Here is a 12,534-nt window from a genome sequence, read left to right on the forward strand (position 1 = left end):
AATGAGTTCCAGTACTCAAAAAGACCAATCATAATGATTGGTCTTCCTTTCTTTACCCTATAAAAGTAATGGCATCGATGATAGCCTTGCATTCTTCAATCAACTCTTGATCGGCCTCGTCTGTTAATCGTGCAGCTCTAGCCAATGGATCAATTGCCTTTATCTTTTCACACAATACATACCCAATTGTCTGATTATTTACTACGCTGTTCTTGTTATTCTTGGTTCTTCCATTTACCGGTACATGAGTCGGGTAACCTTTATTCGTATTGGTAATTGGCAAGACCCAAATTAAGTCGGTCTCTTTATGTACATTTTCTTCTGAAACAACGATGGCTGGACGATAACCTTGCTGTTCGTGCCCTTTTGCCGGCGACATATCGACCTTTATAATATCTCCAACTTTAAAAAATCTTGTCATCATTGCTCCTCCAATTAAATAGTGCCTGTACTTTTCCATTGAGGATTAAGTACAGGCAAACGATTTTTGAGCCTATTAATTGCTTACCAATCTTCTTTTCCGACTGGTTCTACTTCATCCCAAAGTGCTTCAGGCTCAGGTTTTTCACCATTATAACCAATAAATAACTTTTGAAACGGAGTTAACTGGCTTTTTCGAACTAATGAAATTCGATTTGGTTCAATCTCAACATCAAATACAACATCATCAGTTGCATTGAATCCTGCCTCCTCAAGGATATCTTTTGTAAGCCGAACTCCTTTACTGTTACCCCAATTCTGAAGTTTAGCCTCTCGGCGACTAACTTTCTGCTTGATTTGCGGCATGTGAATCAACTCCTCAGAGTGCTATTTATATACCGAGTATATACAATGTATCTACATTCGGCAAGCAATAGCTCTTTTAAGATTCTTCTATAATGGAACTCGATAAAAAGTAGTCACCATTCGCAATAAACTCTTTTGATCCATCTAGCTGTTTATTTTACTTCCGATAATCCGGAATATGTAAACTTTTTAGCCCATGCTTTTAAAAATACCTCTTAGCGGTTTATCCATTAGCCTCTATATAACATCGATTAGCTGCATTGTAAATCAGCCATTCCCACACCGGTTGACAGTTTACAAATGTGCGTTGGGAAAGCTCAGAGGATAGATTTGCTATAAAAGATGAAGTACGTAAAAACAAAAGAGCCAAAGAAAATAAAAACTTCTGCACTTCTAGTTTTAGGTAATATCTAATTCGTAAGTCTGCTGTCAATTTTCACTTTCATTTCCTTTATTACTTCTAAATCAAGAAGATCTATCAGCTCAAACACCATTTCTAACTTTCTATTTTCATCAGTAGTAAGTAAATCTAATATGTCCATTAGGGTCTCATCTTCCTCTTCTTTTTCTATATCATCAAAACCTTTCTGATGATAGTTATTTATATCTTCATAATGTTTATGACCAAATTTTTCTCTAATACTCTTAGATAAGTTTCCAAGTAATTCTCTATATAGTTCATCACCAGGATTAGTCAATAGAGCAATAATGATTTCATGAAAGTTGTCAAAAGATACTAATGAAGGGTCTTTTATTGCAAAGTCATAGATATATTTTAGAATCTCCTCAAAATTATCATCACTAATAGTCAAACCCTTGAAGATTGTTTTGGAGGACAGGGGTTCGCCTAATTCTGGACTAGCGTGAAGGGAGAGAAATTCGCCTAATCCTGCACTTGTGTTAAACCAACCAACTTCTTTACATTTTTCTAATTGCAAATTAATTTCTTCTGCTAATTTCCTAAGCCCATATAGAAATGATTTTTCTGGATTGTTTTCTATCTGATATATACGTGCTACTATTCCACTATTTTTTGATTCATAATAATCAATTATTGTAGTAGGTGAATCTAAATCCCAATGTTTCATAAAATAATATTCGTCAAACTTACTCTCGTAATAAAAGGGATACCTAAAAATATCCCTTTTATTCTTATGTATCCAAAGCACATTCTTATACTTTTCTAGCACCTGGATAGTCTACACTTAGTTGGACAGAAAAAATAAGGGGGCGTAGAATAGTCCACTATACGTGAGGAGAATCTACCATGCCACAAAAAAGACGAACATTTTCCCCGGAATTCAAAAAACAGGTCGTGGCGCTGCACGCAGGCGGAAAAAGCCGACCGGATATTGTCCGGGAATACGACCTGACGGCTTCCGCCCTCGATCGGTGGATTGCCCAATCCAATCAAACTGGCTCGTTCGAGGAAAAAGATAACCGAAGCCCTTTGGAAACGGAATTGCTTGCCTACAAAAAACGAAATAAGCAGTTGGAGATGGAAGTGGATATTTTAAAGCAAGCGGCACTGATCATGGGACGAAAATAGAGATTATCCAACAGAATCAACACCTCTATTCAGTATCAGCAATGTGCACTGTCCTCCAAATTGCCCGCAGCACCTTTTACTATGAGACTTCCGTTTCGGTAGAAAAAGCACACCAAAAAGCCCAAGCAGAACAGGAGTTGAAAGACGAAATCTGGGCGATCTTCCACGAGAATCGCCGCGTCTATGGCACACGCAAGCTGAAAAAAGAGTTGGCGAACAGAAAGAAATGGGTGATCTCGAGACGCCGTATTGGACGCCTCATGGCGTCACTTGGCATCCAATCGAAATACGCGCTGCCATCCTACAAACCGATGGTCACGCCTCCCAATGAAGCGACATACCGGAATGTGCTGAACCGCCAATTCAATCCGGCAGCGAAAAACGCCGTGTTGGTCAGCGACCTGACGTATGTAAAGGTTGGCGGCCGCTGGAACTATATTTGTTTCCTTCTCGATTTATACAACCGTGAAATTGTGGGGTACAGTCTGGGCGAGCGTAAAGACGCTGCCCTGGTTCAACGTGCCTTCGCATCGGTCAAAGGCGACTTGGGAGCCGTGAAGCTGTTCCATACAGACCGCGGATCTGAATTCAAGAACACCGGCATCGATGCGCTATTAAAGACGCACCAAATCGAACGGTCGCTGAGCCAAAAAGGAACCCCTTACGATAATACGGTGGCGGAAGCCACGTTCAAGATTTTGAAGACGGAACTCATCAACGGAATGTGCTTTGACACGCTTAACCAGCTAGCGCTTGAACTGTTTGATTACGTGAATTGGTACAACCATGTCCGTCTACACAGCAGTCTGGGCTATACCAGCCCTGTCACTTATCGAAACGCAGCCCTTAAAAAAGTTGTTTGATTTAGTGTTGACGTACCAACCTCTAAACCGAGTTCGGTAAGAACAAAACATCTCTTATCTGTATTATTACGAATATCTTCATCACTCGCATGAGTCTCTATCCTATTAATTACTACATCTCTCGTTCCTTTAACTGGTTTAGATATTGCCTTTAGGATACTTTTCATTTCCACAACTGTTAAATGCTTTAGTATTTCTCTAGGTAGGTTCTCTCTTATCAATTTATTTTCTTGTAATTTTGAAACCACTTGAACAAAATCAAGAAATATATCTCTCGCTTTAAACGAGTCTATCGAGTGTGTATGACCAGAAAAGGTTTCTAAAGGATCATTTACATAAGTTGGTCTTTTATTTAACTCATGTAATACTAGAATATCTTCAACTTTATATATACTATTATTGTTGTGTATTGCAGGTGGGCTAAATTTCGTCATGACAATGCTCCTTAATATTTTTTATCGAGGGCTTTCGTAATGGATAACGAGCTGATTGCCTATTATAAATCATACCATTTTCGTAGATTCCGTATCTATGCTCTGTACTGTTCCAGTTTACATATCACAGGTTATGAAAATTTCTATAAAGTAAAGGGAATGCTAATAGCCAGCATCTCCCTTTGCTTTAAGTATAACTTCCGATAATGTGTCATATGTAAACCTATTCTTCTTGTATACTTTTCTTATACAAGAGAAAAATTAAAATAAATTTCAAAAAAAAACGACTTTTGTTTTTTCATTACGTCTAACAAGTAGAAATCATAAATGAGGGGGCGAGATTCTTTGACTAGAGAGAGGAAAAACGAAGTCACTGATTGGTACCAGCAGCACAGTGATTCGATATTCAGGTACATATTGTTCATGGTCCGTGATTATCAACAGGCGGAGGATTTAACACAAGAAACGTTTATTAAAGGATTTCGATATTATGATACCTTTGAACGCAAGGCAAATGCGAAAACTTGGCTTTTTCGCATTGCCCATAATCTCACCATCGATTTTTTACGAAAACAAAAGCCCTTGGAATTGTTAAAAGACCTTGTATTTCTCGGAAAAAACACGAGTACTTTGCCTGAAGAACTGGTGGAGATAAAAGAAAGCTCAACAGAAATTTACCATGCGTTAGGTCTGTTAAAACCTGCTTACCGCGAAGTCATTATCCTGAGAAAAATTAAGGAATTCACTATAGAAGAAACCGGAGAAATTTTGAATTGGTCAGAAAGTAAAGTAAAAAATACGCTTTCTCGCGCACTTTCTGCACTGGAAAAGCAATTAAACAAGGAGGGAATTATCCATGAAAAAAACTGATGGTATGCATACTTCATTAGACAATCAGTTGAAACAATTGGAACAGGATACTAGTTGGAACCAAAAGCACAAAGCAAAATTGCATACTCAACTATTATTGAATTTGGACAAGCAAGAGTCCCGAAACCGATTTTTCACTGGCTTTAAATTTACCTCTAGTTTAGTCCTTTGCTCGATCCTTTTAGTCGCCGGGGTTCTGTTTCTTTCACAAAACATTCTTCAAAATGATAGTGGTTTGACAACAGGAACTAACACGGGTGAAGAAATTACTTTGGTAGCAAGTGAAGAGATAGATGTCGAAAAAACCAAAGAAACCATTCAAGCAGTTATAGAAGAAGAGTTCAACGGACCAGACAAGAAGTATAAAGAATTATCAGAAGCTGCCATGGAAGCCCAAAACAATATAGAAACTCAAGAAGAGTTTGATGCTTTGCAGGAAACACCCATATGGCAAGACTATACGGACTATATGGTCGATACGTACGCTTCTTATTTCACCGAGAATGGCTATGACCTTTTTTTAACCACAACACCTGCTTTTATGTACAGTGATTTTGATGGCGACTACAACCTGACAGCTTCGGATATTAACATCAGCCAGAATAAAAACAATTTGAACATGTTTCAATTCACTTTTCAAGTGGACTATGAAAACGCAAACGGAGAAGTTCAGTCCTACTCTTTCGAAGGTGAAGCCATTGCTTCTGAAGAAGGAAAAATTGAGAAGCTGCAATTTCTAGATAAGGATGACTTACTTGCAGAAATGAATGAAGATATTTAGTGACGCTGCCTTTTGGTAGCGCTTTTTTTATATTTTAGTTAACTGTTCTTCGCTCTTTACCTTCCGTTCACAAAAGTATGCTTACGCAAACCTCCAAAAGAGAACCGCTATCTTAGCTTCTTCACTTCCGATAACTCTTGATATGTCAACTTGTTTTTAATCCTTTCCATTCAAATTACTTTTAACAAAAAAATTTCAACGAGCTTTATTCCCAGCGGGAGTAATGTTGTTTTAGTCAAAATACTTTTTGATAAGCTCCATCTGCTCATCTGGGTTCACAGTGTGCTCATCATATTCATCAATAAACACCTTTGCCTGAAGTTCCTCCATATAATAACCGGTAGTTAACCCGATATCATCCGCAACATAGCCTATTATTTTTCTCATTGCCTGATTATACCTTTCTCGATCCTCTTCTGAAGTGCTGTCTCCTCCATCCTTTCTAGAAGTGTAGTCCATTGTACCAATCAGCGCTTTTATGCCTGCTAAGACCATGGCCAGTTCTTCTGTTTCATCGCTCTTGATTTCTACCTGTACAGCATAGTCCCCTTTATTAGTTAAACCGGTTTGGATCATGTAATCATTTTTCTTCATCTTTTTGCGCCTTCTTTTGGTTATGACTTGTGTAGCAGCAGTCTTCTGACACTCCATTCTACCACCTATCAGAAAGGTGGAAAATGGCATTCAGCTGCCTATCCATTGCTTGGGAAAGTTATCAGCCACCTATAGATGGGATTTTCATAAAAGAGTTTCCCAATTAAGACGATGCTCTATAATGAATGCAGAAGAAAAAAACAGACCTTGAAAGCAGGTGTCAGATGTTTGTTGTCGATGATTACATCGCTTCAGTCGCAAGTAATTTAGTGGAGAAGGATGATCTTTTGCTCGCGTACTTTCGCAAGGTTCGTGAACTGGAAAGTTCGCTGGATGCAAGGAATCTCCTGTTTACACTCTACATCGAACCTTCCAGGTTCGAACTCACTTTTGTTCTCTTTGCGTATGATAACCACGCAAATGAGGTAATGGGGCTCTTGGAAGGTGAAAATTTCGTCAGCAACGTATCTTCACAAGAGATCCCGTACTTTTCCTTGTCCAACTCTGAATTCGAAAAGTACGAGAAGTTTTATGAAGAACATGAATGGGAAATTGACACTAAACAACAGGAAGTCTTTTTTAGCTGGTTTCTTTCCAACTGGAAAGTTGGAAGACGAGCCCAACATCCGATGCCGATATACTTGCAAATCCACGATGAGGAACGGACGCTGGACCTAAACCAGGAAAAGTGGATTTCTTCCGAAGAAATATGGAAAGGATAATTCCCTTAAAAAAGAACCTTTCGTAAAGTCCACTTTCCTATTCACAAGAAAAAGAAGAAACTCGTGGTTATGCTTCTTCGCTTCCGATAAGCTACGATATGTAAACTAGACAATTCTTTTTATAAAATTTGTGCTTTCCAATAAACTATTCTTACCGCAAAATATTTTTACCTGACACGTTTCGATAAATAAAAACACTGAAATAAAATAAGATACTCTCAACAACAGCATGAATCTTGTTGAAGAGAATATCCTTTTAGTTATTTTAATTTACTGCTTTACCTGTCTTACATTAATCATCTAAGACAAGCTACACATATTCTGAAAGTGAATTTTAAAAACGTACGATTGCGACAAGTAATGCCAAGCCAATAATAATCACATTAGTAACGATCGCTTTGTATTCTCCCCGCTTCGCGTGAAATATTGTCGCAAACACCATAATCAGTAATAAACCTAGAGCCGCTAAGGGAGTTAAAATTGGCACTATGCCTAAAGCAAGTGGCAGTATTAATCCAATCCCTCCTAAAACCTCGACCATACCAATAAATGCAATAAAGCCCTTCGAATGATTGCTGACCCACGGCAGTGATTTTTTTGCCTTTTCATATTGTAACTTGGTCGTACCCGCACTAATAAAAAGTAATGCCAATAATCCTTGGATAATCCATAAAGCTATGTTCATTTAATTTCCTCCTTGTTTCGAATCAACTACTAAGGCTATAATAAACCCTAGTAAACTTATTGAGAAGTAGGCACTTTAAAGTGTCATAGTATACAAAAGGATACCTATAGAGGAGGAATTTTAATGGCTACTGAATGTAATGGCGGAATCGAAACAGCTCTTGATTTACTCGTTGGCAAATGGAAACCCGTAATTCTTTTCCACCTAATGAATAATGGCATTTTGCGTTTTAGTGAACTGCAACGCTCGATTCCCGGGATAACCAAAAAAATGCTGACTACCCAATTAAGAGAATTAGAATACCACAATATTGTTAACCGCAAAGTCTATGCGCAAGTCCCACCAAAGGTTGAATACTCAATTACCGAATATGGAAAAGGCCTAGCTCCTACTTTATTGTCTATGCATGAATGGGGTTTTAAACACTTGGAGCACTTAAATAAACTTTATGGCACACACTATGAAGATCAGATTCAAATAAAAAAGAGCTGATACTCACTCTTTTTATCACGATCCAGTTCTTGAAAAAATTTATTGTAATAAACTTTCCTATTAGCCTAGCTATGAATGAAAAAAGATATTAGGTAAGTTTATTGAAGCTGAATTGATTAACAAAACTAGAAACACCATATGAAATTGCACTTAAAAAGAAAACTTAAACGCCTAACCAGGAAACTGGTTAGGCGTTTTCTCGTACAAGACGATTTACAAGTAGGCATTAGGAAAACAAAGGTGACAAGCTTATACTTGAACCTCTTGCCTTTTGATAAGCTGCGTTATGTAAATTTTTATTCACTCAAGATACGTTCTTGAAGCCTTATAATATGGACATTTGAATGTATCATTTTTCTGAAAACTTCAGTTTTGCCCACTTTTTCGGAAATGCAATTGAATCTGTGTTTTGAATGTAACTTACTTACACTTAAGTTACATTCAAAATGAGTAGAAAAATCTCTTTGAATTACTTTTTTTTAGAAAAACGAAACCTTTATGGAGAAAAATGGTATATATAATACTGAGTGAAATATTAAAATTTTCTAGCGAAAGGAACATAATATGTTTAAATCAAATTTTACTAACCAAGTACTTCGAATTGCAGGATTATGGGCCGTGTACTTTATTATCTTGTTTACTAGTGATTTCTTTTCCTATTCTCAAAATAAAACCTTTTTTGTTATTGTTACAGCACTTTATATTTTGCTAACGATCTTCTTCCTTTGGAGAATAAAAAAACCAAGTAAAAAAGCGCGCTATCAAGAGAATGGGCAAAGCACGACTTAAGTGCCGATATGTAAATAATTAAGGTGGCCAGACAAGGGATTTAAACCCCTTGTCTGGCTTTTTTGAATGTAACTTACTTGCTATTAAGTTACATTCGTTCTCAACTTCTAACATATCTCAATTGATTTACAGGTAATCTGACAATCCATCATAGGAATAACCATTTTAACTTGATAAAGATGGACGTCTTCTACTAAAATTTCTCTAATTGAGATGTCATGAAAATAGAAAGCTAAGTCATTGGGGGATTGTGGAATATCTCCTTTTGCCCCTTCCAGCCAATTATTGAAGATGGTTGAAAAACATTCTTTAAACAGAACGGTATACTCTCTTTCTTCGCCCTCAACATCGCTTAAACCCATATATTTCATTGTCACTAAATGCTTGGTATGATCATAGTTTAAACCCTTTAATTCTGAATCAATATAGTGAGTAGCCATTAATTTCTCTTCGAGTTCTTGACAACTTAGTTTCAATTTTTATAACCTCCACTACTAAACTTCAAATCAAAATGCTGTAAAGTTTCGGTTTTGAATGCAACTTAATTCACATTAAGTTGCATTCAAAACACATAAACCTTTAACTGTATATGTAAAGATCAAATTGTATCTCAGCATCTATGGTACTAGCAAAATTGATAATGTCTTTTTTAAAATACATAGCAGGTTTTTCATTATTTTCTATTTCGATGACAATCATAAAAATATACGTTAGTTCATATTCTTCTTTCAGCCGAATTAAGTTTTTCTCTTTTCCTTCAAGCGAACGCAAAAGTGGTTTTAGTTGATCATTGATGTCGGATGATTCTTGATATCCTGTACTCAATGTCCAGTCGGTTTCTACCCTTCTTCTGGTTCCAGATGAAGTAGTAGTACTGGTTTTCTTGATAATATCTCCTTTGACATGCGTTTCAGTTGGTTGAATGGCGAGTTCTTCAGTTATTTTCTCAGGTTGGAAGTAGTTACCAACTATGCTGAAGTAAGCCATAACTTTTGTAACATCCATACAATCTCCCCCTTTGTACAAGCAGCAAAACAAACCCACTCTTTCAATCTGCGAATATAACTTAACTGCACATAAGTTACATTCAAATCTCAGCAAACTGCAGTCTCAAATATATTGATATTCATCCCCATTCATTACTTGATAAAGTACAATCTCCTGATTGAGTGAAATGGAGATAAAGTGGCTAGTTTCTGATGGATCTAGCCCTCTTAGGGCTCCTTGGACAGTTCCCAAAAGCACTGGTTTCTGTGTGCCAATTTTCAACTGATACATTTTCTGATTCGAATTGTAGGGATCAAAAAAGTAAGCGTACTTTCCTCTGATGCATAGTGCGTGGGCGCCATGCAGCAATTCAGGAACCGGATATGTGCGACTCGTTCGCTCTTTTGAGTTTATTTCAACCAAAGGAAAATCAGTATAAGGAAAAATCCAGACAGACGTTCCTCTCCCTTTGCAAAGAGCATAACAGTCAGCTATTGAATTGGGATTCAATAAATCGGAATGGTATCGTAAGAGGATGTTGCCGGTCATATCGAAAAGTACGAGTCCCTCGGTAGAGATCCCGTTACCGAAAATCCCTTCGTCAAAATAACTGATCCAGATTCCTTCTTTCCCAACGACTATCTCTTCGAACGCCTCTCCTCCCTTGAAGGAATAGAGAAGTTTTCCAGACGAGTCTACAATGAATATATTCCTTCTGTCATTTTCATAGGTAGCTGTCAAAAAACGATTGTCATCAATCCAACGAATCTTCGTTAGTTTGCATGATGTAAAGCTCACTGCTATTTCTACACCATTCAATTGAACAACGGTTTTCTTATGTCTACGAAGAATTACTGCCAACCCGTACTTGTCTCTCCAGTCTGCGTCAACGATTTCTACTGACTTTTCTTGCTGGGAAGAAACTGTATAAATGACCTCTTTGGTTAATGTCTGACTCAAAATAACTCCTCCTGATTTCACACCGAATAGTTCTTTTTCTTTATTTCCTTAATGTACCAATGCAAAGATGTAAAAGCTAGCTAATTTTACAGAGAAAACCGTTCGTAAAAGTACAGCTTTACGAACGCTTTAAAAACAAAGAAAAAATAACAAAAGAACGTTCGTAAAGGTCTCAACACACTTTACGAACGTTCTTTTATTGTATGCCACGTTTACGAACACAAACCACCCGTGTGTAACCTGGTTGTTCCTCACAAGTCAGGTTATTCTTCTATCGAATTTCTCCATCTTCTGCGGTTGAATGGCTTTGAAAAATTTTCGTACCATACTCCGTTCGGCAATTTCATGTGAAATCACAAAGTAACAAAAATCTTCCAGTGTATCTTGTTGCATCAATACACTTTCTTCGTCTTCTTCAATGGTGATGTAAATCGGGGCATCTTCAATGACTTCACGAATATCCAAGTCATTGCTACAAATGATTCCTGCACTCAGGAGCATGGCGGCTGCTAGGCTATGAATTTCGCCAAGGTCGTTTGTGTTTTTCAATCGGCGTCCTTCAGCCTCTTTTTTTACATCGAGTTGATAAAATGCCTTGCGCATTTCCCTCAGATAGATCACATATAAATCATACAATTCTTCTGTCGGGATGAGCGTTTCTGCTTGCGGATCAAACAAAATCCATTGCCCACTCGCTATGAATTGGTCTGCCTTTTTTCGTACCGATGCTACCTGAAGCTCATTTAGAACTTCTATATGAATATAAATCTCTTCGTATAACTGATTCAACCATTGAAATACATCCGTCTTCTGAAAACTTCCAGCATGAATGATCATATTAGCGTCAATAAACACTTTGCCTTTACGTTTCATGCTGTTCTGCCTCTGCGACACGCTTCATTTCTTGTTCCTGTAATTTTTTCGCCAACTGGCTGTTATACTTCTTTAGTTTGTGGGATGCGCCCAAAGAATCAACGACTCCATTTTCAAGAGCTTCTTCGACAACACGCTCATAGGCAGTAAAACGTTCAAGCCGTTGGGAAACATCTAACGTGCTCTCAGACAAGTCCAACTTTACTCGTTCGTTCTTCCATTCCTCTTCCGTAAAGGAAATTCCACTAAGGGAAATCCCTAATTCTTTCAACCGGCGAACCACGGCTTCATAAGGAACTTCCGAAAAATCTGCAATGAGAATAACGGATTCTTTCGGCTCATATAATTTCTTGAACTGAAGCCATAAATCCTTCATTATTGCCTTCGGCAACATAATGGCTGCGGCAAATCGATCGGCTGCGCGTTCGTGATCAAAATGTTCATCTTGTAACTGGCTAGCTTCCGATAAATGCCATAGCTCATGCGCTGCGGTGAAATAACGCACCCGCAATGAATGGAACGTATTCAGCGCAATAAATTGCGTCCCCGATTCATGACTGACAGCTGCCCCGTAGTAAGTTGGATCTTCTACGTATTGGTAAATCACGTTTGCCTTACTCGCAAGGATTCGTTCGATATGAGAGCCAATAAAGATCGCACTGGCGGTAGTTTCTGCTAAAAAATCAGCCGCAAACGCTTCTGCGACTGCCTCTGCCTGTTTTTTACGATCCATTCGTTTGCCCACGCTTTAAACCCAGGTAATCTTCAATCACAAACAACAACTCTTGCACTTCTTGCTTGGAACGTCGATTGGACGTGGTTCCTCTCAGCTGAACAACCAACCGTTTTGAGTTGAGAGAGCTGTCTTCCATCAGTTCATTCACCGACATCCCAAGTACTTTTGCTAACTCAGGGATTCTTTTGGGTTGAATTGTTCGATTCCCCGACAGCATATGACCAACTAATGCTTTGCTTATGTTTAGTTCTTCAGCTAACCATTGATGGGACTTTCCATTTTCTTGGAGCCAGATTTTCACTTTTTCGATTACTACTTCATTTGTTCTCATACTCTACCGCCTCCTCTAACTACATCTATTATACAACTTTTTGTAGTCGACTACAATTTAACTTACTTTTTCTTTCTTCTGT

Annotated in this window: 17 protein-coding genes; 5 read left to right on the forward strand and 12 right to left on the reverse strand. The window is 37.9% G+C overall.

Translation table 11 applies throughout. The features are described 5' to 3' along the window. Positions 1-52: 52 nt before the first annotated feature. From I858_RS09050 to I858_RS09060, 3 genes are all read right to left on the reverse strand, one after another. Positions 53-421, reverse strand: coding sequence for a type II toxin-antitoxin system PemK/MazF family toxin (locus tag I858_RS09050; protein ID WP_065524662.1), 369 nt, complete (start codon positions 419-421; stop codon positions 53-55). An 83-nt stretch (positions 422-504) separates the two neighbouring features. Next, positions 505-786: an AbrB/MazE/SpoVT family DNA-binding domain-containing protein gene (locus I858_RS09055; RefSeq protein WP_065524661.1), complete on the reverse strand. Its 282-nt coding sequence runs from the start codon at positions 784-786 to the stop codon at positions 505-507. A gap of 410 nt (positions 787-1,196) precedes the next feature. Then, positions 1,197-1,874, reverse strand: a complete 678-nt coding sequence (locus I858_RS09060) for a hypothetical protein (RefSeq protein ID WP_157886507.1) — start codon at positions 1,872-1,874, stop codon at positions 1,197-1,199. A 179-nt stretch (positions 1,875-2,053) separates the two neighbouring features. Here I858_RS09060 and I858_RS09070 point away from each other — a divergent pair. Then, positions 2,054-3,198, forward strand: a protein-coding gene (locus I858_RS09070) for an IS3 family transposase (protein ID WP_157886508.1) whose coding sequence is annotated in 2 segments (ribosomal slippage) — positions 2,054-2,300 and positions 2,300-3,198 — 1,146 coding nt in all. Because the reading frame shifts where the segments join, the coding sequence is not laid out codon by codon here. Here I858_RS09070 and I858_RS09075 read toward each other — a convergent pair. Further along, the gene (locus I858_RS09075) at positions 3,165-3,632 is read right to left on the reverse strand and encodes an SAP domain-containing protein (RefSeq protein ID WP_065524658.1); all 468 of its coding nucleotides are present in this window, start codon (positions 3,630-3,632) and stop codon (positions 3,165-3,167) included. The genes I858_RS09070 and I858_RS09075 overlap by 34 nt on opposite strands. 345 nt (positions 3,633-3,977) lie before the next feature. Between I858_RS09075 and I858_RS09080 the strand changes: the two genes are divergently transcribed. Continuing rightward, positions 3,978-4,502, forward strand: coding sequence for an RNA polymerase sigma factor (locus I858_RS09080; RefSeq protein WP_157886509.1), 525 nt, complete (start codon positions 3,978-3,980; stop codon positions 4,500-4,502). Then, positions 4,489-5,283 carry a hypothetical protein gene (locus tag I858_RS09085; RefSeq protein ID WP_065524656.1) on the forward strand — a complete coding sequence of 265 codons (795 nt, stop codon included), beginning with the start codon at positions 4,489-4,491 and terminating at the stop codon, positions 5,281-5,283. The genes I858_RS09080 and I858_RS09085 overlap by 14 nt, the downstream gene beginning before the upstream one ends. Positions 5,284-5,514: 231 nt before the next feature. On the opposite strand, the gene I858_RS09090 is transcribed toward I858_RS09085, so the two are convergent. Then, positions 5,515-5,877 carry a hypothetical protein gene (locus I858_RS09090; RefSeq protein ID WP_157886510.1) on the reverse strand — a complete coding sequence of 121 codons (363 nt, stop codon included), beginning with the start codon at positions 5,875-5,877 and terminating at the stop codon, positions 5,515-5,517. Positions 5,878-6,062: 185 nt separating this feature from the next. On the opposite strand from I858_RS09090, the gene I858_RS09095 reads away from it, so the two are divergent. Beyond that, on the forward strand, positions 6,063-6,599 hold the full coding sequence (locus I858_RS09095; RefSeq protein ID WP_162273622.1) for a hypothetical protein: 537 nt from the start codon (positions 6,063-6,065) through the stop codon (positions 6,597-6,599). Positions 6,600-6,933: 334 nt separating this feature from the next. Here I858_RS09095 and I858_RS09100 read toward each other — a convergent pair whose 3' ends face one another. After that, entirely contained in the window at positions 6,934-7,284 is a 351-nt protein-coding gene (locus I858_RS09100; protein WP_065524653.1) for a DoxX family protein, read from the reverse strand. 123 nt (positions 7,285-7,407) lie between these two features. Between I858_RS09100 and I858_RS09105 the strand changes: the two genes are divergently transcribed. Next, entirely contained in the window at positions 7,408-7,776 is a 369-nt protein-coding gene (locus tag I858_RS09105) for a winged helix-turn-helix transcriptional regulator (RefSeq protein ID WP_038703906.1), read from the forward strand. A gap of 896 nt (positions 7,777-8,672) precedes the next feature. Here the strand turns inward: I858_RS09105 and I858_RS09115 are convergent. From I858_RS09115 to I858_RS09140, 6 genes are all read right to left on the reverse strand, one after another. Then, complete coding sequence (locus I858_RS09115; RefSeq protein ID WP_065524652.1) at positions 8,673-9,041, reverse strand: hypothetical protein; 369 nt, start codon at positions 9,039-9,041, stop codon at positions 8,673-8,675. A 103-nt stretch (positions 9,042-9,144) separates the two neighbouring features. Beyond that, the gene (locus I858_RS09120; RefSeq protein WP_065524932.1) at positions 9,145-9,552 is read right to left on the reverse strand and encodes a DUF4279 domain-containing protein; all 408 of its coding nucleotides are present in this window, start codon (positions 9,550-9,552) and stop codon (positions 9,145-9,147) included. A 123-nt stretch (positions 9,553-9,675) separates the two neighbouring features. Continuing rightward, a complete protein-coding gene (locus I858_RS09125) occupies positions 9,676-10,512 on the reverse strand; it encodes a TetR family transcriptional regulator (protein ID WP_065524651.1) in 837 nt (278 codons plus the stop codon). Between the two features lie 258 nt (positions 10,513-10,770). Beyond that, positions 10,771-11,385, reverse strand: a complete 615-nt coding sequence (locus I858_RS09130; RefSeq protein ID WP_065524650.1) for a hypothetical protein — start codon at positions 11,383-11,385, stop codon at positions 10,771-10,773. After that, on the reverse strand, positions 11,375-12,130 hold the full coding sequence (locus I858_RS09135; RefSeq protein WP_239457118.1) for an ImmA/IrrE family metallo-endopeptidase: 756 nt from the start codon (positions 12,128-12,130) through the stop codon (positions 11,375-11,377). The genes I858_RS09130 and I858_RS09135 overlap by 11 nt, the downstream gene beginning before the upstream one ends. Next, a complete protein-coding gene (locus tag I858_RS09140) occupies positions 12,108-12,452 on the reverse strand; it encodes a helix-turn-helix domain-containing protein (protein WP_065524648.1) in 345 nt (114 codons plus the stop codon). Before I858_RS09140 ends, I858_RS09135 begins: the two co-directional genes overlap by 23 nt. Positions 12,453-12,534 lie beyond the last annotated feature (82 nt).

It is taken from the genome of Planococcus versutus, from assembly GCF_001186155.3.
Classification (GTDB): domain Bacteria; phylum Bacillota; class Bacilli; order Bacillales_A; family Planococcaceae; genus Planococcus; species Planococcus versutus.

What these genes read in the sequence shown, in the direction of transcription:
- I858_RS09050 (WP_065524662.1), bottom strand. Translation starts at nt 421, where the DNA reads ATGACAAGATTTTTTAAAGTTGGAGATATTATAAAGGTCGATATGTCG.
- I858_RS09055 (WP_065524661.1), bottom strand. Translation starts at nt 786, where the DNA reads ATGCCGCAAATCAAGCAGAAAGTTAGTCGCCGAGAGGCTAAACTTCAG.
- I858_RS09060 (WP_157886507.1), bottom strand. Translation starts at nt 1,874, where the DNA reads ATGAAACATTGGGATTTAGATTCACCTACTACAATAATTGATTATTAT.
- I858_RS09075 (WP_065524658.1), bottom strand. Translation starts at nt 3,632, where the DNA reads ATGACGAAATTTAGCCCACCTGCAATACACAACAATAATAGTATATAT.
- I858_RS09085 (WP_065524656.1), top strand. Translation starts at nt 4,489, where the DNA reads ATGAAAAAAACTGATGGTATGCATACTTCATTAGACAATCAGTTGAAA.
- I858_RS09090 (WP_157886510.1), bottom strand. Translation starts at nt 5,877, where the DNA reads ATGAAGAAAAATGATTACATGATCCAAACCGGTTTAACTAATAAAGGG.
- I858_RS09095 (WP_162273622.1), top strand. Translation starts at nt 6,063, where the DNA reads ATGCAGAAGAAAAAAACAGACCTTGAAAGCAGGTGTCAGATGTTTGTT.
- I858_RS09100 (WP_065524653.1), bottom strand. Translation starts at nt 7,284, where the DNA reads ATGAACATAGCTTTATGGATTATCCAAGGATTATTGGCATTACTTTTT.
- I858_RS09105 (WP_038703906.1), top strand. Translation starts at nt 7,408, where the DNA reads ATGGCTACTGAATGTAATGGCGGAATCGAAACAGCTCTTGATTTACTC.
- I858_RS09120 (WP_065524932.1), bottom strand. Translation starts at nt 9,552, where the DNA reads ATGGCTTACTTCAGCATAGTTGGTAACTACTTCCAACCTGAGAAAATA.
- I858_RS09130 (WP_065524650.1), bottom strand. Translation starts at nt 11,385, where the DNA reads ATGAAACGTAAAGGCAAAGTGTTTATTGACGCTAATATGATCATTCAT.
- I858_RS09140 (WP_065524648.1), bottom strand. Translation starts at nt 12,452, where the DNA reads ATGAGAACAAATGAAGTAGTAATCGAAAAAGTGAAAATCTGGCTCCAA.